Below are 24,514 nucleotides of genomic sequence, written 5' to 3'. Positions count from 1 at the left end.
AAAACTAAAAATTTATTGCTGCTAAATTATTGTAAGGATCTCCGTTTTCATTGATCACTCTTTTTGCGAATCTGTATCTGGGTCCCCAGTACGAATCATTAAGAGAAGAGATCATTACACCTCTTGAAGTGGCTGCATGAATAAATTTGATTTCACCATCTTCAGAAACACTTTCTACAATTCCTACGTGAGAAATTCTTTTTCCGTGAGAGAAGAATACTAAGTCACCTTTCTGAAGGCTTCCTTTTTCTATTCTTTCTCCTTCCTGAGCCTGGGATGCTGCTACTCTTGGTAAAGTAAGTCCAGCTGCTGCCCCGAATACGGAAAGTACGAATGCTGAACAATCTATTCCGTTTCTGGTAGTCCCTCCATATCTGTAAGGAGTCCCCAGATAGGTTTGAGCTTCAGTTAAAATGTTATCGATGGTTTTGTTGTATTTGATAGCTTTTGCAAGCTCTGAATTTTTGATAGAATTTTTTGCGTTGGATAAAGCTTCTGCTTTATTAGAGATAAACGAATTGATAAGCTGTTTCTTATCCTGTTCTAATTTCTTAGCGTCAATAGAAGCAAGTTTGGCATCCGTTTTGTACTCTTTGTTGTAAGTTGCTGGTTTAGATACTACATAATTTGTAACACAAGATTGCAAGGATAATGTTGAAACAATCGCAACTAAGTAAAACAAGACTCTTTTCTTCATATATATTTGATTATCCGTGTTAAATAAGAATATTTATTTGTTTGTCAAATGCCTTACAAAAGTAGATATTCCGAGTAAAAGAGAGCAGATATGATGATTGTCCGCTTTCTATTTTAACACAATTTAACATATTGTTTAAGTATGTTAAAGAAAAACAAACCGCAACGTCCTATTTTGGGTAAGTTTGCGGTTTTTTTTATTAAGATTTTTTAACAAAATTAAATCCGTTTCCTTTATTGATCGGACTTTTATCTGGACTAAGCTCTAAAAAAAGGCTGTTAATAAAACAAAAAAAACTCCCCGAAAATCTCAGGGAGTTTAACTAATATGGAACTTTACAGATGTTATCTTGTAAATAACATTTCTCTATATTTTGTCATCGGCCAAAGTTCATCATCTACCATCATTTCCAATGCATCCGTTGCTTCTCTGATATTATCAAACAGAGGTTTTACTTTATTACAATAGTCTTCTGCCTGTTTTTGACTGTCTGACACGGATTTAGCAGCTTCTCTGGCTTTAATAAGCTCTTCTACCCCTAATTTGATTTTTGAAACATTGTCAGAAATATGGGTAATCAGGCTCATCTGTTCTTTAGCCAACGCTTTGAATTCTTTTTCTCCGAATATTTCTTTAAGCCCTTTTACATTTTCAATTAATCTGTTCTGATAATTTAAAGCAGAAGGAATAATGTGATTTCTTGCAATATCACCTAAAACTCTGGCTTCAATATCGATTACGGTGCTGTATTTTTCAAGCTTAATTTCGTTTCTGGCTTCCACCTCTCTGTGGGTAAATACTCCAACTTCTTCATAAAGATCCAGGAATTTTTGGTCCATTTCTTTTTTAAGAGCTTCCGGAGTGGTTTTAAGATTGTTCAATCCTCTTTTCTTAGCCTCTTTTGCCCAGTCATCGGAATATCCGTCTCCTTCAAACATAATGTTTTTGGATTGCTTAATGTATTCTCTCAGGACGTTGAAGATGGCTTCGTCTTTTTTAAGCCCCTTTTCAATTAAGGCATCCACTTCTATTTTGAAATCCTTTAATTGCTTCGCGGCGATAGCATTCATTACCGTCATAGATTCCGCACAGTTGGCAGAAGAACCTACGGCTCTGATCTCAAATTTATTTCCGGTAAATGCAAATGGAGAAGTCCTGTTTCTATCCGTATTATCAAGAAGGATTTCAGGGATTTTCCCTACTACATTTAATTTTAATTCTGTCTTTTCTTCAGGAGAAAGTTTTCCGCTGGTAACCTTTTCAAGCTCTTCAAGCACGCTGAATAACTGGCTTCCGATGAACACGGAAATAATAGCCGGCGGAGCTTCGTTGGCACCTAGCCTGTGGTCGTTACTTGCAGAAGCAATACTTGCTCTTAAAAGATCAGCATATTCATGTACAGCTTTAATCGTATTCACGAAAAACGTTAAGAACTGTAGATTTTTCTTAGGGTTTTTTCCGGGACTTAATAAGTTTTCTCCTGTATCGGTAGCAAGTGACCAGTTGTTATGCTTTCCGCTTCCGTTTACTCCTGCGAAAGGCTTTTCATGGAATAAAATGTGGAAATGGTGCTTGTGGGCAACTCTTGCCATGATATCCATTAATAAGGAATTGTGATCTACTGCTACGTTTACTTCTTCAAACATTGGAGCCAGCTCGAACTGGTTCGGAGCTACTTCATTATGTCTTGTCGTTACAGGAATTCCGAGCTTCATACATTCTATTTCCAGTTCTTTCATGAAGTTCATTACTCTTGTCGGAATAGAACCGAAATAGTGGTCATCCAGCTGTTGTCCTTTGGCTGGGGAATGTCCTAATAAAGTTTTTCCTGTTAATACCAAATCCGGACGGGACTGGAATAAAGCAGAGTCTACAAGGAAATATTCCTGTTCCCAACCCAGGGTGGGCGTTACTTTTGTTACATTCTTATCGAAATACTGCATGACACTGGTTGCAGCTTCATCCACTGCATTAAGTGCTCTTAAAAGTGGTGTTTTATAATCTAATGTTTCTCCTGTATAAGAAATGAAAATAGAAGGAATACATAATGTAGTTCCCATAATGAATGCCGGAGAGGTAGGGTCCCAGGCCGTATAACCTCTTGCTTCAAAAGTATTTCTGATTCCTCCGTTTGGGAAAGAAGAAGCATCAGGCTCCTGCTGGATAAGCATTCCCCCGTTAAATCTTTCAATACCTCTTCCTCCTTCTATAGGAGTGAAAAAAGAATCATGCTTTTCAGCAGTACTTCCTGTCAAAGGCTGAAACCAGTGAGTGTAGTGGGTTACTCCTTTGCTCATTGCCCAATCTTTCATAGCTACTGCTACCTGATCTGCAATATGTCTCTGGATTTTAGTTCCTTTTTTTATAGCATCTAAAATAGAAGTAAATGCTTCTTTCGTTAAATATTCTCTCATGGTTTCCTCTGAGAAAACATTTTCGCAAAATAATTCTGAAAGTTTTTTAGGAACCTCCACAGAATTGTCTTTTCTAAAGTTCTTGAATGGTAATGTTTCTAGCGCTTTGAATCTTAAAGTTGACATATAAGGTTAATTTTTACAGGGCAAATTTACAAAAAAAATGAAACGAAATTATTTTACCCCTTGTTTTTTTAGGGGGTAGTGAAAAAAAATATTAAAAATTAAACGGATATTTAATTTAAAAAGATACTCCTTTAAATGTTGATTCCTTTTGTACCGGGAAATCCTTTTTGTTCTTCCAACGCTCTTCCCTCGTTTCTAAAAATGAATATTTCTAAACGGTTTATTAAAAGATACTTAAAATAAAATTGAAGTAAGAGTTGTATATTTGTGTGAAATTTATTTTATGACAAATTCTAGAGCAAGAGAAACCACAGAAGCGATCGAAAGATTATACATCTCTATGAGACACCTTTTCTATCGTGGTTTTTTTAAACCAAGCGGGGTTTCAGGAGAAAGTTTAAGAAGCTTGCTAAAGTCTATTAACCCGGAGATTTATGGTACAATGAACGTTCCGAATAAGTTGGAACTGGATGGGTTGATGTATGTGCTGGACAGGCTTCCGGAAGGAATTGAGGAATGTGCATTTATTCATCTTACCTCAGATGAAGGATTTGATAAAGGAAGTTTCGAACCTATTGTTCCTAAAAAGAGAAGGAGAAACTGTTATAGAATAGACGAACACCAGATGAATATTGAAGTTCTTTTGGGACGTTCCGAAATTTATGATATTCTTACCCATTTAACCTTCTTATATATTGAAGCGGATAAAATCCGTAATCTCGCTTTTCTTCAGGATGAAAACTGGAAGCCGACAAGAGCCTGGAAGATTATCGAAGAAGTGGTAAAAGGAGAGAAAAAGTATAGCCGTAGAGAGAAAGAGGTAGCTCTTATCCATCTTTCCTCATTAATAGGAAGAACTTTTGATGAAACTTTAAACGCATACAACAGCTTCGGAGACGACAGCAATCCGGACCGTTTATTCAAAATTATCTATAACTTAGGAAAAGTAAGTTTAGAAGATGCTAAACAGACCCGTGAAAGGGAAATTCATTTCAGTGCTATTCTGAAAGAAAGAGTAGGGCATCACTATTTTGGTGAAAAATGGGCGAACAAGGTGAAGGAAGTTTTATTTGAAAATGATCTTCATATGCGTCCTTTACATATTATTTCTGCCAATATGCATTCCGTTAAAAATATGCTGTATGCAAATGATGCATTAAAGAAAAAGGTTAATAAAGAAGTAGACTACAAACTTTACGAAGATATTTCCAATAAAAAGGAGCTTAGGGACAAAGTCTCTAAATATGCCCTGGAAGAAGGAATGATCTATATTGATGATAAAAGCGGAAGTAATATTGACGTCCAGATCATCGACTTAAGTAAAACAGATCTTAAGAATACCCCGTTCAGCCACATGAAATATTCCGGGGATGATGTTATCATGGTTTTTGATTATGCTTTCGGAGAACAGGCATTTGAAGTGATGGATGAGCTGCTGAGACCATTCGATCATAAAGGTGAAGTCTATATGATGAAAGTGAAGTCTGTTTCTATTATGGGGAAAGCCGGAATTCTTACAGGAAGCAAAGGAGATATTATGATACCTACTTCTCATATCTTTGAAGGAACAGCAGACAATTATCCTTTTGAAAATGCATTAAAAGCAGAAGATTTCCAGGATGATGAGCTGAAAGCCTTTGAAGGGGCAATGATTACGGTGTTGGGAACCTCTCTTCAGAATAAAGATATTTTATTATACTTTATGAATACTTCCTGGAAAGCAATAGGTCTTGAAATGGAGGGCGCGCATTACCAGAAAGCGATTCAGGTAGCATCTAAGATAAGACGCCATATTTCGGAAGATCTTTTCGTTTGCTATGCGTATTATGCTTCGGATAACCCGTTGGAAACTGGAAGTACGCTGTCTTCAGGAGGTTTGGGACTTACAGGAGTAAAACCTACTTACCTGATTACCCTTAGAATTTTGGAAAAAATACTGGGAAGTGTAAAAAATATTCCTGTTAAAAAATAACGTAATAGTTTCAGACGATGAGCTCAACATTGCAATTGGCAAAAAGATTCAGAGAAATTTTACTGGACGGAGACTGGATTGCCAATACCAATTTTAAAGAACAGCTTTCAGATGTTATCTGGAAACAGGCGACAGAAAAAATAGGATCTTTAAATACGATTGCGATGCTCACTTTCCATATCCATTATTATATCGCCGGAATTGTGAATGTATTGGAAGGAGGAGAACTGGAAATAAGAGATCAGTACAGTTTTGATCTTCCTCCTGTTGAATCCCAGGAACAGTGGGAACGTTTGTTAAATCAACTCTGGAATGACGCTGAAAAGTTTGCTTATCTGTTGGAACAGATGCCGGAATTCAGGCTGGACGAAATATTTACGGATGAGAAATATGGAACTTACCGGAGAAATATTGACGGAATGATTGAACATAGTTATTATCATCTCGGACAGATCAGTTTAATAAAGAAACTACTCAACAATTAAAGTTGAGCTTATCCATAATATCAGCCTCAGAAGTATTTACTTCTGAGGTTTTTTATTAAACCGTTTATGCTCTTTAAAGCAGGACAGAATCTGGATTTTTTATACATAAGTCCATATTTGAAGGTTTTACATAAATTAATTACCTTTAGCACAAATATTTTTTAAATGAAAAAATCGATTGTTATTCTCTTCGCATTTATCATTTCACAACTTCAGGGTCAGCAAACCGCTTACTATCAGCAGGCTGCCAAATATAAAATGGATATTGATGTTAATGCAGAAAAATTTACTTACTCAGGAAAACAAACCTTAACATACACCAACAACTCTCCGGATGAGCTTAATGTAGCTTATTTTCATTTATACTGGAATGCTTTCAAACCCAATTCCATGATGGATCAGCGGGTAGCAGGCCAGGGAAAAAACGGAGATTCCAGATTGCAGAAAGACGGGATTTCAAGACTGGCTTCCATTCCTAAAGATCAGGAAGGAGCACAAAATATCCATTGGATCAAACAAAATGGAAAAGACGTAAAGTTTGAAATTCAGGAAACCATTATGAAGGTTTATCTGGCTGAACCTATCAAACCGAACACTACTACAACCTTTACCATGGAATGGGATGCGGTGATTCCTCAGCAGATCCGGAGAAGTGGCCGTAATAACAGGGAAGGAGTGGATATGACCATGACGCAGTGGTACCCAAAAATAGCAGAATATGATTATGACGGATGGGCTACTTTTGATTATATAGGAAGAGAGTTTCATGCTCCCTTTTCCGATTATGATGTTACGATATCCATCGATAAAAATTATGTGATCGGTGCGGGAGGAGTTCTTGAAAATCCGGGAGAAGTAAAAGGATATGACTCCAATGCTAAAATAAAAGCCGTAAAGAATAAAGCAACCTGGAAATGGTCTGCTAAAAATATCCTTGATTTTGCCTGGAGTGCTGACAGGGACTATTCTGTAGATAGCTTTCAGGTTCCGGAAGGGCCTAAAGTTTATTTAGTATATCAGAAAAATGATAAAACTAAAGTATGGAGTGAAGCTCAGCCTTATGTTACGAAGTATTTCCAGATTATGAATTCTCATTTCGGGAAGTATGTATATCCTACTTATGCCTTTATACAGGGAGGAGATGGAGGAATGGAATACGGAATGTGTACCATGATCTTAGGGGAAGCCAAAGATATTGAAGGCCTGATGGGGCTGATGGCTCATGAAGGATCACATTCATGGTTCCAGCAGATGGTAGCTACCAATGAAAGCATGCGTCCGTGGATGGATGAAGGATTTACAAGCTATGCTGAAAGCTTGGTGATGTATCAGCTATTCCCGCCTAAAGATCAATACCCGAATCCTTTCGTAAGAACACTGGACGGCTACAGAAATTTTATAAAAAGAGGAATTGAAGAACCCGCCGTATGGTTGGGAGATCATCATGATAACGGAACTTCTTATACTTATTCTACCTATGTTAAAGGAGAATTATACTTAGTTGAGCTGGGCTATATCATAGGGGAGGAGAACCTTAATAAAACCATGAAGCAATATTTCCAGAACTGGAGCATGAAGCATCCTACGGACAGGGATTTCCTTCATATTGCACAGAAAGTTTCGGGAATGGATCTGAAATGGTTCCACCATTACTGGATCAATACTACCAAAACCATTGATTATGGAATTAAAGATGTAAAATATGATGCCCAATCTACTACCATCACTCTTATTAATAAGGGTCAGGTTCCTATGCCTGTAGATTTCAGCGTTATGACTACCGATAAAAAGATTGTTACCTATCAGATCCCAACCAATCTTACCCATACGTGGAAAGAAAAAGATATTTATGGTGATTTTAAAACGGTGGAATACTGGCCGTGGACCCAAAAGGAATATACCCTGACCATTCCTTATTCCAAGTCACAGCTGGCTGTTTTGGGAATAGACTTCAGCCAAAGGTTGGCGGACGTTAATATGGAAGATAATTTTGTAGAGGTAAAATAAGTTTATACAAAGAAAAAAATGAATTCTATTGTAATCAATATAGGAAACAGTAATATCAGATTCGGACTTTTTAACGATGACAACTGTGACCTCTCATGGGTGATTAATACAAAGCCTTACAGAACTGCAGATGAGTTATACGTCCAAATGCTGATGTTGTATCAGACTTATAAAATAGAGCCGAAAGAAATAGAGAAAATTATTATCGGTTCCGTTGTACCTCAGCTGACAAAGGTAATGAGTGTGGCCATAAGAAAGATCCACGGGATTGTTCCGGTAATTGTAGACCGGAATACCCCATCAGGGGTTCAGGCCAAATCCAAGCAAATGGGAACGGATATCTATGCCAATCTTGTAGCGGCTCATCATATGTACCCAGGAAAAAAGAAGATTATCCTGGACTTTGGGACGGCTTTGACGGCGAGCTGTGTCGCTGAAACCGGAGAAACCCTGGGAGTTATTATTGCTCCGGGAATCGTTACTTCTCTCAATTCTTTGATCAGTCAGACCGCTCAGCTACCGGAAATTGAACTTAAAAAGCCTAAATCAGTTTTAGGGCTGGATACGGTAACCTGCATGCAAAGCGGTATGGTATATGGGTTTCTGGGAATGGTAGAAGGCTTTATAGACCGTATTAATGAAGAGGTCAATTCTGACTGTTTTGTAATCGCAACCGGTGGTGTATCTCATGTTTATAAGCCTTTAACGGATAAAATTCATATTGCAGACCGTCTTCATACTTTAAAAGGATTATACTTTTTAGGAAAAGATTTATAATGGATAAGTTTCCCGTCATACACACAGAAAGGCTTATCCTTTCGGAATTTACACCCGAAGATATTCCGTTGATTGTAGAGTACCTTCAGGAAAAGGTGTTTTCAGAACTGACATCAAATATTCCGTATCCCTATAGTAAAGAAGATGCTGAATCCTGGCTGAAAATGTCAAAGAAAGTCTTTGAGGACAGAACAGGATATACATTTGCCATTCGTAATAAAGAGGGGAAAATCCTGGGAGCCATAGGAATCCATGACCGGGATGATGATAAAGCGGAACTGGGATATTGGCTGGGAGTTCCTTATTGGAACCAGGGGTATGTGACCGAAGCGGCAAAAGCTGTTATTCAATTCGGCTTTAAAAATTTAGGTTTAAATAAAATCTTTGCCACTCATTTTCTCCATAATCCTTCTTCCGGTAAGGTGATGCAGAAATCAGGAATGGAATATGAAGCTCTTTTAAAGCAGCATATTAAAAAAGATGGAGCTTATTTTGATGCTGCTCTTTATTCTATTTTGAAAAATGGTTAGCGTTTGGATTGAAAAAATTCTTTAACAATAGAGGAACATTCATTTTCCATAATTCCGGTGATGATTTCGGTTTTTGGATGTAGGGAAAGATGCTTGTTGATAAATCCTCTCTGCTCATCTCTTGCCCCGATGACCACTTTTGTAATCTGGGACCAGGAAAGGGCTCCGGCACACATGATACACGGCTCAAGGGTTACATACATCGTACAGTTTTTCAGATATTTTCCTCCCAGAAAATTAGCTGCGGAGGTAATGGCCTGCATTTCGGCGTGGGCAGTGACATCATTTAAGGTTTCTGTAAGATTGTGGGCTCGGGCAATAATACGATTGTTCGAAACAATAATACAGCCTACGGGAACCTCATCCTTTTCCAATGCGACTCCGGCTTCCTGCAGAGCCATCTTCATATAATATTCGTCTGTAAACATTTAGTCAAAAATAAGTTGTAAGGGGGTAGTAAATCGGTATCTTACAGGAATTCCATTAGATGTTGCTGGTTTCCATTTATATTCAGAAAGGTAAACTGCGAGTTCTGCCTGTCTGTTGAAATTTTCATTATCACCTACTCCTTTTACATCTGTGATACTTCCGTCTTTCTCTATAATAAATGATAATTTACAATTTATTTTTCCTTTTCCATCAATGGTTCCGGAATAAAAATTGTCTGCTAATTCCTGTCTGAAAAAATCGTTTCCCCTAGGGTATTCGGCAGCTATTTCTCCTTCTTTATTAGGAATTGTGGGTTCCGGAATACCTACTTGCTTACTAAGCTTTATTTTAGAAAGCTCCTCCAAATATTCCTCATTACGATTTTTTTCCAGAATATTTATTTGATTATTCCTTTTGTCTTTAAATATTTTAAATTCTTTCCTGGAAATTTTTTTAGAAGTATCTTTATCATATTGAGCCATTATATTTTTCAGCTCAATATCATATTTATTTTTAATTAGTTTTAGCCCTTCCGTTTGTTGCGAGAAACAGAGATTGGCCGTTAACAGGGGTATCATAATTTTTTTCATTATTCTTTCTGCATTATTAAAGGCAGATTAAACCTGCTTTGTATAGCATATCCTTTATAGATCGCCGGGGAAAATTTTTCTGAAACAGAATAAAGGGCAATTTCTGCCTGTCTGTTAAATGTGAAATTATCTCCCTGCGCATGAACATTGCTTATTCTTCCGTCTTTTTCTACCGTAAATATAACATTTGCTTTTACTGTTTTCACCTCTGAATAAACTCCTTCTTTGTAAAAGAGATTGGCCACCTCTTCTCTTAGAGTATCAATTCCTCCGGGATAATCTGCTGACTGATCAGGAGGAGTATTGGGCTCAGAGTTTTTATCAGGATTACCCACTGATTTTATCCTGCCGAGGTCCTCGAGGTTTTTCACTTTTAAGAGGGCGCCGATCAAGGCTACATTTTCAATACTGTCCATTTTTTTCATAAAGAGTAAAAAATCCTGCTTAACGGCTTCTTTATCCGAGGCGTCTGTTTCGGCATCGAATTTCTTTTTAAATTCAGATCCCAACATGCTTCGGTGCTGATTATAATAAGCTTTTACATATTTAAACTCTTCTGTCTGTTGTGAAGAGCAGAAGATAATAATCAAACAAAATAAACATGATAAGAAGGGCTTCAATGGTTAATATTTATGTAAATGTAATTAAAAAAAACATAGCACCATTGGATTGTATTTATTCTTCAGGATATTGATTAAGGGATTCTCTTAAATGACTTCTAATGTCCTCAACTAAACATTTAGGTTCTAAAACGGTTACTTCTTTTCCATATGAAAGAATTTCCTGCATAAAGTCATAGGTGGGATGGAGGAAAAATTCAAAGTAGATATCTTCGCCCGTAATTTTTGTTTCTGTCTGAGACTGATGAAGAGGGAAACTTTTAATATATTCTCCCTGATGCTTACTGCATTTTAAAACGATTTTCTGTGGCTTTTGATCTGTCAGGTTCATTACTCCGAAAGCATTCTTGAAATGTTCCCTGAAGTTATAAGAATATTTTTCACGGAACTTTCCTTTACTTACTTCCATATAGCTGATCCTATCTAAACCGAAAGATTTAAGTATTTTATCTTTGGTGTCAATAGCGATGAGGTACCAACGGTCTTTGGACTCTTTTAATGCCAGTGGATGAACCTTCCTGGAAGTCCTCAGTTTATTTTTATAATTATAGTATTCAAAACTGACTACTCTTTTATTGCGGATCGCAAAGAATAGGTCATAGAAGTTTTCCACTCCCGTGGGCTTTCGGGTTTCAAAAAAAATAAAATCGGAAAAATCCGGGTGAAGGTTCAGTGCATTACTCACCTGGAAAGATTCGAGTAGCTTCTGGTTATATTCATCCACTTCCATAATGGGGCGGCTTTCGATATAATACCGGTTATCTCTCTTTTTTTTGTTGTGAATGGAAAGATTGAACAGATCGGCGATTTCACGGATGTCTCTTTGTAAAGTTCTCATGGAATAGCTTTTTATTTCTGCATCCTGAAACTCAAAAGAATTTAAAAGATAGTCCTCCAGCTGCTCATAAGTAGCGGGAGAACTTTCTAATCTTTTAATGATTAAGGCATATCTTGTCAGGTAAAAATCTTTTTTCATGAGAGAATTTTGTATAACAAATATAGGCGCTTAATGCGACAAAACGTGTCGTGTTATAATTTTGTGGATAAGTTTTATGGGATGATGAAACTAAAAAAGCAGAGTTTTTATAACTCTGCCTTATTCTATTTATGATAGCTGGTCCAGCTCTTCTTTTTTTATTTCTACAAATTCCTGTAAGTAAGATGTTAAAAGATCAAGGAAAGCTATTTTATGGTTTTTGAGAAGCCAAAGCATATATCGGTAAGTTGGAACTTTTACATATCCTGTGGATTCTTGATCTGTTGGATTTGCTAATAAAGCTTCCACAGGGTTGTTGTTCTCATCACGGAGATAGCTCCAAGTATCTTTGTAGATAACCCATTCAGGAGTAGGAAGGGAAATCTTGAACTCTTCTCCGCTTACTTTATCTCTTAAAATCTGCTCATAGGTAAAATTAATGAATTCCTGTTTTGATTTTGCATCGATATCCAAAACACGGATAAATCTGTCAAATTGAGGAAGTTTGGGATGTTCCGATAAGGGTAATTCTGCAAGGTTTGAACCGATGTTCTCAATTTGGCTTATTAAAGTTTGAATTTCTGAGGTTATATTTAAATGATTATTCATAATAGTATTTTAAAATTTGTAAAGATTAGTGATATTTAGGGAAGTCGTAGCAGCTCCTCCCATATTGTTTACGGCCATATTTAAGCTGTATTCTATATCGGGAACGGATAGAATTACCTGAGATGTTACTCCACGGGCTGTTATGGAAACATTCATTGATGTACCGTTCTTAATAACAATCACATTAATAGTTTCATTTGTTCCTCCAGAACCTCCGGCACCATTAGTCCCTACTAAGGAGTTATTAAGGTAATAATTTCTGTAGCCTATGGAGTTACCTACTATACCTACAGTTTTAATTTTCGTAAGGGTTTGATCTAATAGATCTACAGTGGAAGCATTATTCATAAGACCAACATACTGCGTTCCGGATGACATGTTTGCGGAATGTTGAAAACTAACTAAAAATTCCAGATAGAAATTGTCTCCTACATTATTTATTTTTGAAGACTTGAGCGCTCCCACAATTGTTTGATCGGTGGAGCTATAGGGCTTTACACTGGAATTACTTTGATAGATAGCGGCTCCTCCATTTCCGAAGGTTTCAGCGTTGGAAGCGTCATTATATATTTTCTTGGTCCATGTTAAACTCGAAATATCTACAATATTGAGGACATCTACCACATTTATTGTTAAAGAAGTTACATAATAAGCTACTCCGTTCCAAAGTCTGATTTTGTATTGACCTATTGGTAAATCTTTGAAATTATAATAAAATGTTAAATCTATACCATTGGTATAAAGCTGAACCTGGGAATTTGGAATGGTTGCGATCACTGTAGTGCCGTTATTAGCCATGATTTCCACAGTAAATGAAGTAGAAGGTAAATTTAAATTTGCTCCTCTTAAACTAATCCAATAATTTTTATTCTGTCTATCAACTATCGGAGGTGTAATGATGGCTACACTCATGGTATTGGTTGTCCATCCTCCATTCATTGCTGTCTTCCACTTTGTTCTCTCAGCTTCGGTAAGCGTTGATGGTAAGTTTAGGAAAGGTTGTTTACCGTTTGTTTTTCCTATTCTTCCCAATGAGTTTTGAGATAAAAATGTATCAAAAGTAGAATCATTGGATACATCGGCTAATCCTGTAATTGAATAATAAAGTCCGGATGTATTGAGTGTCCAGTTGGCACCTAATGTAAGTCCGGCACCGGCAATAGAGGTAAGAGAGGAGTTGGCTATATTTTTTCCCAGGTCTCCTGCGGCCAGCCTGGCTACATTTCCGTTGTTGTCTAAGCCCACTATCTTGGGATAATTCTGAATATCTCCGTCCTGATGTGGAACATCTAATTTTGTTTCAATATTTTCGTCTTTATGCCAGTAAGAGTCCTGCCATTCCCAGAAATCTTCCTGTTTTGGAATATCTCCGTTTTCGAAAGAAAGTTTTAATTCTTCTTTTGTCTTCATAAGAAAACTTTTATTTGGTTTTTATTAAAAGGTTAGTTTTGAAGGCTCTTTTTATGAGAGTACTTCGATTCTTAGCCTTATTTTTTAAGGTGGTTTCAGGCAAAAGATATCCACCTCACTTTTTGATGGCGAGTTTCATTATAAAGAAATTTTTGATTGATTTTATGTTGTTTTACCGGTTGTGGTAAGCTGGATATTCATGTTTTGTGCTTTATTGATATTACAAAGGTAGAGGAGTGAGGCGACAAAACTTGACGTATTAAAATTTTTTTTTTGGGGTAATTGTTCTTTATAAGAACAGAAGGTAAATGAGCAAAAATAAAGATGTGGTAAGGACTACTAATAAAGGATTACTGTTTTTATTTTATAAAATATTCAACTTCGTTTGAAGAAGCATAATCAATATTTTTTCTTTCTTCTGGGCTAGGCATTTTGTTTTTAAATCTTAAGATTTTAATTTTTTGGTTATTAGAAATCAAATATATGATGCCATGTTGTTCATCTTTTTCAATTTCTAACCTTATTCTAACCTCTTTTGATTTTTGATCTTCTACAAGTTTTTGAAAGCCATTAGGAAAATCTATTTTACAACAATAATCTTGTTTTGACTGATCTAGCCAACATATTGTCATTCTTGTAGGGAGCTTTTTATTATAAGAATATTGATTATTAATAATATTTTAATAATAAGTTCCATCCAAAGAAACATAGCTCATGCCAATTTGTGTTTTATTAGATTTTTCGAGATCGAAGTACAGGGTGTACTCTTTTTCATTGTTTGCCCAAGCCTCGTAGGGAATACCATGGTGTTGCCAATAGGTATATGTCCCACCCCAATACTCAAAGGTTTTTGATCTTAAAGCAATACCTACCGTTGGATCCTCTCGTATCCCTTTTAGTTGTGCTTTAGCAATTTCTATGTTTCCGTCTTTTGAAGAATAAAACCATACCCTGATCCACCCACCCGGTGCCATACCTACTTTTAAGCGAATTGTAGGATTTTTTTCTACAGTCTGTTCTCTGAATAATTGTAAAAGCCTATCATATGGGAGCTGTACTTTACCGCTGTACTCAAGTCCGTCTACAACGCTGAAATAACTGATATATACTTCTTTGGGAACTTCTTTATATTTACTGCCGGAAACCACGCCTCCATACTGATCTCCCCATCCGTTGTCGAAAGCAGTTCCACTTCTGTGTCCGGCATTACCAAAATCTGCAAGCCCAGCGACGGGATAAAATTTAGGAGCAGATATAGCGGGTTGCCACTGGAATTTAGTGGGTTCTTTGTGACAGGAGAAAAGGATTATACTAAGACTTATCGCGAGGATCCAATTTAGGAGTGTAGTCTTGTCTTTCATAAGGAAGGTTTTCAAATTTTTTTTCAATTGTGTTTCAGGGAATATCTATAAAAAACAAGTAGCCTATAAACTAGTGTTTTTATTTTATAAAATATTCAACTTCGGTTGAAGAAGCATAATCAATATTTTTTCTTTCTTCTGGGCTAGGCATTTTGTTTTTAAATCTTAAGATTTTAATTTTTTGGTTATTAGAAATCAAATATATGATGCCATGTTGTTCATCTTTTTCAATTTCTAACCTTATTCTAACCTCTTTTGATTTTTGATCTTCTACAAGTTTTTGAAAGCCATTAGGAAAATCTATTTTACAACAATAATCTTGTTTTGACTGATCTAACCAACATATTGTCATTCTTGTAGGGAGCTTTTTATTATAAGAATATTGATTATTAATAATATTTTGATAATAAGTTCCATCCAAAGAAACATAGCTCATACCAATTTGTGTTTTATTAGTCTTTTCTAGTTCAAAATATAGGGTATAAGTTTTTTCGTTATTAGCCCATGCTTGATAAGGTATACCATGGTGTTTCCAGTAGTTTTTGTATTTTGTCCAATAATCATCTGTTTTGTATCTAAAACCTTCTCCAATTGTAGGGTCTTCAAATCCTTTTAGCTGAGCTTTAGCAACTTCGATATGTTGAAATTTGCCGAAATCTGAGGTAAGAAACCAAACTCTGATCCATCCTCCGGGAGCCATTCCAACAATTAGATTGGCACTAAAGCCCGCTGTTTTCTTTTCTCCCATCTTTTCATGGTATTTCTTGTTATATTCTCGAAATAAGCTTAAGAGTTTTTCTTGCGGTAATTGTACAGTCCCTTCATATTTTAAATTATCTACAGCGCTGTAATATTTTATGTGTACCTCTTTGGGGACTTCTTTATATCGATCACCTGAAACCACACTTCCATATTGATCTCCCCATCCATTATCGAAGTTGGTTAAACTTCCATGCCCGGCACCATTAAAGCCAACGCTCACCCCACCAATAGGATAAAATTTAGGAGCAGATATAGCGGGTTGCCACTGGAATTTAGTGGGTTCTTTGTGGCAGGAGAAAAGGATTATACTAAGAATTATCGCGAGGATCCAATTTAGGAGTATATTCTTGTCTTTCATAAGGAGGGTTTTCAAGCTTTTATTTTACTAAAGCTTATTGATTTATCTGAGATGCAAATTATTTATTAGGGATTATTATTTTGTTATTCTCATAATAGAATGTACTGTTAGTTTGACTTTTAATATAGCCAATATAGTCACTTAAACACTCATCTTTTCCATCAATAAATAGAGTTTCTTTCTCCTTGGCAGAAAGCTTTTCAAATAGACAACTATTTTCCTTAGAATTTAGAACAGATATTTTGTAATATAGCAGAATATCTTTTTTCTCATTAGGTAATATGGGGAGTAATTCCTTAATTTTCTTCCCATTATAATAAATACTAGAGTTTAATCCTCCTTTTATATTATCTTTCCATATTGCAGAAGAAAAATCGACTGCACTAACAATACTAACTTCTTTATTGCTTTTATTTTCAATTGAAAATGCAAGAGGGATATTTACCTCAATAACATTGTAGTTTTTTTTATTTTCACCAACATCCATAAAGGCGATAATACTTTTTTGATTATTTTTTATGGAGGATACGATAACATTTTCGGCAGTATTACAAGATAAAAATAGAAAGGGAAATAGTACTAATAATAAATTTTTCATTCTTAAATATTAATTAATTTATCAGAGATAGATATACATTCTAAAATTGCATTATCATCATTAATTGCTTCATCTTTCTCCAAACTAAAAATTGCATTGTGTAAAATTTTATTTCCAGAATAGAATTCATCTTTGATTTAGTCTATTCTCTTGTATTGATTTTTTAATAATTTACGTAAGGTGTCGGTGGATATTCTTTTTTTTAAAAATTTATTTTTAGCACCTCGAGTAAGTAGAAACTTCTCTACTTCTTTGATCCCTCCTAGTTTTACATTCTCAAAGAGAATAGCGGGTTGCCACTGGAATTTGGTGGGTTCTTTGTGACAGGAGAAAAGGATTATACTAAGACTTATCGCGAGGATCCAATTTAGGAGTATAGTCTTGTCTTTCATAAGGAGGGCTTTCAAATTTTTTTTCAATTGTGTTTCAGGGAATATCTATAAAAAACAAGTAGCCCATAAATCAGTGTTTTTATTTTATAAAATATTCTAATTCCGGAGATACTCCATAATAATGAGTAATGTATACAATGAAAGTATATTTATTATCTATTAAAAATAGTCTTTTCTCCATCAATTTTTACTATACATAATAAAAGTTATATTTTTTCTGCTATTTTATTGTTCAATGTAAAAAGTGGTAAAATTATTAATATCATAATTGAAGTTGGTAAGGAAATAAATATAATAGAGAATATATGTAGATAATAATCATGAATAAAGTATTCTATTATCCATACTATTAAGTTTATTAATACAAAAGAGGCTATTAATCTTAAAAAAGTTCTAAAAATATTTTCTTTTAAGTACCATTTATAGGCGACATAGAAAAAGATTAAAGATGTTACAATATTAATACTCAATATAGTAGAAATGGGGTATAGATTTATGTCATTAATTTTTACAGACCCTTCTATAACATTTTTAAACTGGCCATAAACAGATAGATATTCTTTAAATTGATACATTATGACATCTAAAATGATAAAGTTTAATATTACGTAAGATATTAAATTAAGTATTAATAATTTTTTTTTCATCATACTGTTTTAAATTGTTCCACATTTCCGACGAAATTTACGGGTTTATTTGATCTGAATTTTTAAAAAAAAATATTAAAGTTAATTCTTTTAATTTCAGCGGGCATTATAGTTGTTTCCCCCCCCCCCAGTTTTATTTATATAATTAGAGACATTTTTCATCAGATTGTTCCAAGTGGCATCTGCTATAGTTAAATAATCTAAAACAGAATTTTCTTTCCCATTTAATAAAGATATAATACTACTAGGCCAAACTCTATCAATGGCTCGAGCAAAAAATCGGTAATTTCCTTCCTCATCTTTGTGTATGCCAAATTGCCTATGCCCAGAGAAAGGTTGCGTATCACTCTCGGGTGTAAAAACTGTGGTAAATATCCAACTATTCTGAGAAATTTCACTTTCAAGAACTGCTCCATCATCTCCAACTGCTGATGCATATCCGAAATCAACTCTTGAATCCCCTACGGGGTAGAACTTAGGTGAAGATATCGCAGCATTCCAGTTGTAAGTGTTTATATTATGTTTTATATCATTTTCTTTTTTATTAGAACAAGAAATAAGATTGATTAGTAAGAAACTAATTAGAATTAACTTTATCCTGGTTTGATAAATATGGATAATAGGTAAGTCTTGTGTAAGGCTGTTGTTTTTTATTTTCATCACTTAATGTATTACCTCAAAAATATTATTTTAAGATTAATAAATTGTGTGTAAAGTCATGATATATAAAATTAACTATTTCAATTCTTTAGTAAAATATTTTTAATAAATGATAGGTTTCTTAAAATAAGTAGTAAGTCTGATATACGGTAGTCTTTCTTATTTTTGTAAATATGGTTGTATTAATATTATTGAAGTAAATACTTATCAAAAATGGTTGTATTATCTTCACTATTTATATAAGTCATTTTTTTATTTCAAATGGGGTTATTTATAAAAATATTTGTTATCTCCATATCTTATGGTAGAAATAGTATCTCTTGCACTGTAAAATATATTCGAGACAGATTCTAATTTTGATACGCTTACTTTACAGAAAAGAGAATCTTTAGTAAGCATGAGATCTGCATAAGATATTCCGTTTAGATCCTTTTTTTCCTTGAGTACTTTAAAAGAAATATTTTTATTTTTTAAATATTTGTAAATATCGTTTAAATCATTCAAATTCATGTTTTTATGAGAATTATTATTTTCGAAATAAGCAATTCTTTGTTTAACTTTTACTTCATCACAATAATAAATCACATATTTACTATCTAACTTTTTACTGAAATATTCATAATCCTTTGTGAAAATATTCGTTGGAATCTTAGTGTCAGTCTTTGAAGGCCTTACATTTGTGTAATATTCTGTTATAGAAAAGAAGTTTTCACTATTAATATTTTCTTCATTGGGCTTTTTACTATAGGATAAAAAAACTTTTGAATTAGCAGGATAAGAGTAAAATTGTTTTTGCTTTAAATCTTGTAAGCTGATTGAATTGTCATCAATAAAATTTATTTGTTCAGTTGATTTACATGATATAAGTAAGACTAAAATGCTGCTATAAGTAAAAATAATATTTTTGTTCATATTGGTTTGGTTAAAAGATAACTGCGAATTTAATTATTTTTTAATTAATCCAATGCTTTCATATGATTCCCATAACTTATACGAGTCAAGGGTTTCAAACCCCGTTTGTATTTGTTTTTTATAACCATTCCCAGAATCTTTAATTTCATAATCATAATAAAATATAGGAGATAACATTATTGGTCCTTTAAGCTTAGAGTCATCTTCAGTAAATGATTCAGCTAATTGTTCTAAGCCAATAAGGTAAAATATAACACCAATCATTTTTTGTAGCTGTTGTATTTTAGGGATATCAAAAGGAAGAGCTATTAAGTTTGCAATTGCCAAAGTTTTTGCCACTTTTTCTTTTTCTTTTTTAATTTCAGCATAAATAAAATTCATTCCTGCTCTCCTGTTGAAAATTGATATTGCTTCTAATGTTTTCTTAAATGTTTGGTTGTCTTTATTTTTCATTTCAAAAATATCTCCATTTTCAAATTCGATTATATCCTTTAAGAAAAGATCATCATGAGTGGATATCATTTTGGAATTTTTCATATCTATAGGGGAAATAATTTTATTCTCATTTGAATAAGAGCCAGAGCCAACATTTTGAACTTGGGTAGTATAAACATATAAATTAAGTTCTCCTTTCACTAGCCTTCCATCTCCATTAAAATAAAGGGTGTAGAAATGTGTCCAATTTTTTCGAGGTATTTTAGGTAATGTATTTATTCCATCTGGAGAGAAAGCTTGATGATCTAATACCAATGTAACTCCAGTTAAGCAATGATCGATCTCTATATTAAGTTTTGGGTCGTTAATTTTTATATTTTCAGTAAAACCTAAAAAAGTACATGTTGTTTCCCTAAATTGATACTCCTCCCATTCCTTAGATACGTTCTGATCTAACATTAAGGAGGGCAGTTTAACTTCTTTATTTTTATCTGATGATATATTATTTTCAAAAGGTTTCAAGTTTTTGATATTATTTACCTTTTTAGGTCTTTCTAAGGGTCTTTTTATATACAGAACCTGCCCGGGATAAATTTTATCATCTTTTAGCCCATTTAAACGTTGTAAGTAGGAAGCATTGATCCCATTTTTTTTTGAAATTGAAATGAGAGTTTCATTTTGGTTTACCGCATAATATACTAATTCTTCAGGATTTAGTATCAATGTCTTTTCTGTTTTTAATATTTCTATTTTTTGTATACCTAAAGGTTTTATTATACTCATTTTTTCGAATTTTAAGGGTTTGAGAAAAGTTTAGAATGGCGGACGGATCCGCCATTATTTTATTAAGAAAGGGTGGAAGGACTTTCACTTGCAGTAAGCTGTATATCCTTTTTATTAAAAGAAGATTCTGTTTCCAGTTCTTTAGGGTTTTCACAGTTTTCCGGATGTTCTTCAGGGAAGATTGGGAGAGGCTGTTCAACTTCCAGCCCCACAGACTCAGCCTGAAGGATGGTTAATGTCGTAGGGATTCTTGTGATCCAGTATTTACCTTGAGGTTCCCCTGTAGGCTGTCTCATTTCATCTACAATAGACATATACATAGGATCACCGATCACCGGAACTTCACCGCCGTTCCATATTTTTCCTGTATTCATAAAGAACTGTACAGCATCTTCAAATCCGGGTTTTACGGTTACGATTACTCTTGCCATACCCGCCTGTAAGAAGTTTCGGAATAAGAGGTCTGTGCTTTGGGAAAGGTATAGTTCCTGCCATTTTTTTCTGTCCGCCCAGTAATACGGATAGAAAGTATAGTCCATAATTTCCCATTCAAAGGCCTGTTCCATAAACTTGGCGAGGGCTGTATATTGTTCCAGCTCTTCCCCTAGGGTAACCTGGAAATTACTCATCTGATCTCCCGTCGTAAAGCTTTTTCCTATAGCGATCATATAATCCTGTAACAGGTAAGCAATACAGTTGTGTTTAAGGATTACAGATTCCATTTCACGATAGAAACTTCCTAGCTTTTCTTTATTTTCAGCTTCTTCAGCGGCAGCACTTTCTTCAGCTTCTTTTTGTTTTTCCTGGAATGCAGCGTAGGCTTCTTCATATGCCTTAATGATAGCTTCAAAATTTTCCTGGATCCAAGCCTGCATATAAGCATCAGAAAGTTTACAGGTAATATCAAAAGCAAAATTAACCGAATCGATATTTGACCCCTGATAAACAAAATCATAAGCTCCGGTCACATTCTGTGGTGTAAACTCGGCACTATCGTCAATAGAGTTATTCCCTGTGTGGAAAGAGGTCATTCCCCCATTAAAATTGGTAGTATACAAAGTGCTTTCACCACCTCTGTTTCTTTCAAAACCATAGTACATTTTAATATGGCTTGCCTGGTAGTTGGCTGGAATATCAAGAGTTAGGTGTTTGTAACCATTATCTCCGTCCAGTTTTATCCATTGTGTGCCTATTGAAAAGCTTTTGGTAGCATCGGTAAGTTCTGTTAGTTTTACATTGTAAATACCTGCCCAATATTCTATCTGAAGCTGGGTAGCAGACTTTGCAGTTTCCATAGTCCATGGATCCGTGGCTGTTCTCGGATCTACAGGTGCTATCAGAGTTTCCTTTGAAGAAGCTATTGTTGAAAGATGATGAAGCCTTGCGGGCTCAGGAATCATAAATTCAAACATAGTACGTTTACCATAATTATAAATTTGATTCTTCATTTTCTTATCTACCCACCGGTATACCCCTGTGATATGGGCGGGCTTTACGTCGCTTCCTATTTTTCCTCTGTTATCAAACTCATGAACATTGGTTTCTGTAAACTCTTTAATGATTTTCTGAACACGTTCCGTATTGATTTTGGTAAGAACCCTTTCCATCGCTCTTTCTGTGATTTCCTGGGATTGGGTAACCGCCTGCCTTGTACTGTCATGTTGAGCTGTATTATTGGCATAGCTGGCTCCTACGTCAATTTTGTATACTCCGCTTTTACTGAAGTTGGTATAGCCTGTGAAGCTTTGCTGTTTTTCAAGTTCTTTGGCAACTTCGGTTTGCATTTCATTTCTTTCCGCTTTTGAAGTATCGGAAATCTTTTCAGTTTCCACAGATTCGGAAGTTGTATCTATGGTTTCAGAATAATCTCTTGCCACGGAAGATTTATGGCGGAGTTCGCTCGCCATTACATTTTCAATATTGGAAACTTCTCCCGGGACATAGGCATGGATACTTTGCTCTACTTTCAGGTAATCTGCGATTCCTAATCTTTTTACTCCGAAATGTTTGGTAACAAAATTTTCTTCATTGTTATCAGAAAGAATATCAATTTCTTCAGTTGTTTTTTCCACATATAGAATTCCGGTAGAAGACTGGTTGATGATAAGATTGGAAAGATCCAGATTGGTCTCCTGTCCGTTATTGAAGAAAATTTTTAATTTCAGGGAAGAAATCTGTTTTCTGAATTTATCCACTAAGAAAGGAGGGAAGGTAATTTTATTATTAACGACACTAATATCGGAGAAAGACTCTTCAAAGGAACCTAAATCCGTCTGGGCAGTAATTGTAGCAGTGGAAAGTCCCCAGGAATCACTTTCTGCCTGATAATAGAATGATATGGACGCAGGGACTCTGGAATATTCCGGAGTGAAAACAGGCTTAAGGTAATAACTTCTGGAGAAGGTCTGAACGGCATATTTACTCTCATTACTTACAGGAACCAGTACATTCCCTAAATTAAGGTAAGTTTGTTTTTCGAGTGGTGCTTTCGCAAAAAGTTCCTGGGTATTTGCAATAATCCCTTCATCGAGTTTTTCATATATTTCACTGTAAGTGTCATATTCATTGGTGATTTCAACCGTAATATCTCCAAGCTGCAATTCTCTGTCAGAAATTACAGAAATATTGGAAAAATCAAATCCATCTTGAGGCTTTTCTCCTCTTACAGGTTGTACAAAGCTGTTGACAAATAATTTGAATGAATCTGAAGAAAGTTTGCTGTACAGATCCCCAAAATTAAGCTCATTTTTATACTCAAAGCTAAATGGAGGGACATTAATTTTCTCCAATTCCGCATACAAAGCTTCAATTTCTTCCTCTGTTGTATTCTCTGTGATCTGGGATTTAATTTTTTTAAGAAGGGTTTTGTATTCATTGATTACTTCCTGATTCTCTTCGTTATAAGCTTTATAAGCAGTGTTGTAAGCTTTGTTTCTAGCCTTATAATATGCTTTTTGAGTTTTTTCTAATTCTACTTTTAAGTTTCCTAAGGCTTCTTTTTCCAGCGTAATTCCGGAAATATTTGAAATTTTTTCTCCTTCTGCTTTTAGTCTTTCCTGTACAGAGACCGGTAGCGCTGATCCGTTGATAACGCCTACTCCTATTCTCGAAACATTTACCTGAAATGCATTGTTCACACTTGATCCTGAGCCGGAATTGCTGTCACCATCTCCAAAAAATTTCATGGGTAAAACTACCCTTGCTTCCAAAGCTTTAGATTTTAAATCGGTTCCGTTAATTTGTGTGAGTTCATCAGTAGATTGGAGAGTACAAGCATATCCGAAATGAAGCGCTTTTAAAATATGTATGATAGCCTCTTTTACATAGAAATCTTTTTGGGTAGCCGTTTGAAATATTAAGTTATCCCAAAGGTCCTGTAGTTGGCTGTCGGTGAGGGAAGTATAAAGGCTTTTTGCTAAGGTTTCTTCAGTCGGGGATAACTCCTCTTTTTTTGCGATTTTTCTTCCTATTTTCAATGCTTCGGAAAAAGGTCCTTCTTCTACCTGTTTTTCATTTTCAAAACCAGTAGGAGTAAAAGATTTGGCAGCACGTTCAAGCCCCTTAAACTTTACAATGGCAGGGTCATTAGGATTTACTGCGGAATCAAAAAAGCTTTCAAGATCCTCCGGTCTTTGGATGAAGCCCAGGTTTCTATTTTTGGTTTCCGTTAATTGTGGGTTTCTTAAACTTACAAACCGGAATAAGGTTTGTGAAGCATTATCATGATTGGTTGTTGCCATTAATGTTATTTTTGTTAATTTGTTGTAGTGTAGTTATTCAGAAGCCGGTATAAATAATTGACTAATGAATAAGATTGGTTATATATCGAAACTTCGGGTTTTAGCCTTATTTTTTTAGGTGGTTTCCGGCAAAGGATATCCACCTCACTTTTTAATAGCGAGTTTCATTTTTCGGTTTTTAAAGGATTGATAGAGGTAAAGCTCTGCCTATCCAACATTCCTGA

21 protein-coding genes are annotated in these 24,514 nt (G+C 34.9%); 5 read left to right on the top strand and 16 right to left on the bottom strand.

What is annotated here, in order from left to right; translation table 11 throughout:
• Positions 1-4: 4 nt before the first annotated feature.
• On the bottom strand, positions 5-697 hold the full coding sequence (locus ABJ974_RS15785; protein WP_419869176.1) for a C40 family peptidase: 693 nt from the start codon (positions 695-697) through the stop codon (positions 5-7).
• A gap of 344 nt (positions 698-1,041) precedes the next feature.
• The gene (locus ABJ974_RS15780) at positions 1,042-3,237 is read right to left on the bottom strand and encodes a glutamine synthetase III family protein (protein ID WP_419869175.1); all 2,196 of its coding nucleotides are present in this window, start codon (positions 3,235-3,237) and stop codon (positions 1,042-1,044) included.
• Positions 3,238-3,520: 283 nt separating this feature from the next.
• Between ABJ974_RS15780 and ABJ974_RS15775 the strand changes: the two genes are divergently transcribed.
• The 5 genes from ABJ974_RS15775 (at position 3,521) to ABJ974_RS15755 (ending at position 9,008) form a co-directional block, all read left to right on the top strand.
• Positions 3,521-5,209, top strand: a complete 1,689-nt coding sequence (locus tag ABJ974_RS15775; protein WP_419869174.1) for a DUF6909 family protein — start codon at positions 3,521-3,523, stop codon at positions 5,207-5,209.
• A 17-nt stretch (positions 5,210-5,226) separates the two neighbouring features.
• Positions 5,227-5,694, top strand: coding sequence for a DUF1572 domain-containing protein (locus ABJ974_RS15770; protein WP_419869173.1), 468 nt, complete (start codon positions 5,227-5,229; stop codon positions 5,692-5,694).
• Between the two features lie 165 nt (positions 5,695-5,859).
• Positions 5,860-7,701: a M1 family metallopeptidase gene (locus ABJ974_RS15765; protein WP_419869172.1), complete on the top strand. Its 1,842-nt coding sequence runs from the start codon at positions 5,860-5,862 to the stop codon at positions 7,699-7,701.
• Between the two features lie 18 nt (positions 7,702-7,719).
• Positions 7,720-8,478, top strand: coding sequence for a type III pantothenate kinase (locus tag ABJ974_RS15760; RefSeq protein ID WP_419869171.1), 759 nt, complete (start codon positions 7,720-7,722; stop codon positions 8,476-8,478).
• Positions 8,478-9,008: a GNAT family N-acetyltransferase gene (locus ABJ974_RS15755; protein WP_419869170.1), complete on the top strand. Its 531-nt coding sequence runs from the start codon at positions 8,478-8,480 to the stop codon at positions 9,006-9,008. Before ABJ974_RS15760 ends, ABJ974_RS15755 begins: the two co-directional genes overlap by 1 nt.
• Here ABJ974_RS15755 and ABJ974_RS15750 read toward each other — a convergent pair.
• The 14 genes from ABJ974_RS15750 to ABJ974_RS15685 all read right to left on the bottom strand — a co-directional run bounded on the left by ABJ974_RS15750 (position 9,005) and on the right by ABJ974_RS15685 (position 24,290).
• Entirely contained in the window at positions 9,005-9,436 is a 432-nt protein-coding gene (locus tag ABJ974_RS15750; RefSeq protein WP_419869169.1) for a nucleoside deaminase, read from the bottom strand. The genes ABJ974_RS15755 and ABJ974_RS15750 overlap by 4 nt on opposite strands.
• A complete protein-coding gene (locus tag ABJ974_RS15745) occupies positions 9,437-10,015 on the bottom strand; it encodes an energy transducer TonB (protein WP_419869168.1) in 579 nt (192 codons plus the stop codon).
• An 11-nt stretch (positions 10,016-10,026) separates the two neighbouring features.
• A complete protein-coding gene (locus tag ABJ974_RS15740; RefSeq protein WP_419869167.1) occupies positions 10,027-10,617 on the bottom strand; it encodes a hypothetical protein in 591 nt (196 codons plus the stop codon).
• An 85-nt stretch (positions 10,618-10,702) separates the two neighbouring features.
• Positions 10,703-11,623, bottom strand: a complete 921-nt coding sequence (locus tag ABJ974_RS15735) for a helix-turn-helix transcriptional regulator (protein ID WP_419869166.1) — start codon at positions 11,621-11,623, stop codon at positions 10,703-10,705.
• A gap of 129 nt (positions 11,624-11,752) precedes the next feature.
• Positions 11,753-12,232 (bottom strand): hypothetical protein, encoded by a 480-nt coding sequence (locus tag ABJ974_RS15730; protein ID WP_419869165.1) that lies wholly within the window; start codon positions 12,230-12,232, stop codon positions 11,753-11,755.
• Between the two features lie 9 nt (positions 12,233-12,241).
• The gene (locus ABJ974_RS15725) at positions 12,242-13,642 is read right to left on the bottom strand and encodes a hypothetical protein (RefSeq protein ID WP_419869164.1); all 1,401 of its coding nucleotides are present in this window, start codon (positions 13,640-13,642) and stop codon (positions 12,242-12,244) included.
• Between the two features lie 359 nt (positions 13,643-14,001).
• Positions 14,002-14,274 (bottom strand): hypothetical protein, encoded by a 273-nt coding sequence (locus tag ABJ974_RS15720; protein ID WP_419869163.1) that lies wholly within the window; start codon positions 14,272-14,274, stop codon positions 14,002-14,004.
• Between the two features lie 48 nt (positions 14,275-14,322).
• Positions 14,323-15,003: a DUF2931 family protein gene (locus tag ABJ974_RS15715; protein ID WP_419869162.1), complete on the bottom strand. Its 681-nt coding sequence runs from the start codon at positions 15,001-15,003 to the stop codon at positions 14,323-14,325.
• 79 nt (positions 15,004-15,082) lie between these two features.
• On the bottom strand, positions 15,083-16,123 hold the full coding sequence (locus tag ABJ974_RS15710) for a DUF2931 family protein (protein WP_419869161.1): 1,041 nt from the start codon (positions 16,121-16,123) through the stop codon (positions 15,083-15,085).
• Positions 16,124-16,181: 58 nt separating this feature from the next.
• Positions 16,182-16,721 carry a hypothetical protein gene (locus tag ABJ974_RS15705; RefSeq protein ID WP_419869160.1) on the bottom strand — a complete coding sequence of 180 codons (540 nt, stop codon included), beginning with the start codon at positions 16,719-16,721 and terminating at the stop codon, positions 16,182-16,184.
• 1,135 nt (positions 16,722-17,856) lie between these two features.
• Positions 17,857-18,420: a hypothetical protein gene (locus tag ABJ974_RS15700; RefSeq protein WP_419869159.1), complete on the bottom strand. Its 564-nt coding sequence runs from the start codon at positions 18,418-18,420 to the stop codon at positions 17,857-17,859.
• A gap of 267 nt (positions 18,421-18,687) precedes the next feature.
• The gene (locus ABJ974_RS15695) at positions 18,688-19,332 is read right to left on the bottom strand and encodes a hypothetical protein (protein ID WP_419869158.1); all 645 of its coding nucleotides are present in this window, start codon (positions 19,330-19,332) and stop codon (positions 18,688-18,690) included.
• 33 nt (positions 19,333-19,365) lie between these two features.
• Positions 19,366-20,550: a LysM peptidoglycan-binding domain-containing protein gene (locus ABJ974_RS15690; RefSeq protein WP_419869157.1), complete on the bottom strand. Its 1,185-nt coding sequence runs from the start codon at positions 20,548-20,550 to the stop codon at positions 19,366-19,368.
• Between the two features lie 62 nt (positions 20,551-20,612).
• On the bottom strand, positions 20,613-24,290 hold the full coding sequence (locus ABJ974_RS15685; RefSeq protein ID WP_419869156.1) for a hypothetical protein: 3,678 nt from the start codon (positions 24,288-24,290) through the stop codon (positions 20,613-20,615).
• Positions 24,291-24,514: the final 224 nt, after the last annotated feature.

The organism is Chryseobacterium sp. CT-SW4, assembly GCF_048572715.1.
Classification (GTDB): Bacteria; Bacteroidota; Bacteroidia; order Flavobacteriales; family Weeksellaceae; genus Chryseobacterium.
Note: the sequence above shows the minus strand (reverse complement) of the source record. Positions and strands in the feature narration are given on the sequence as shown.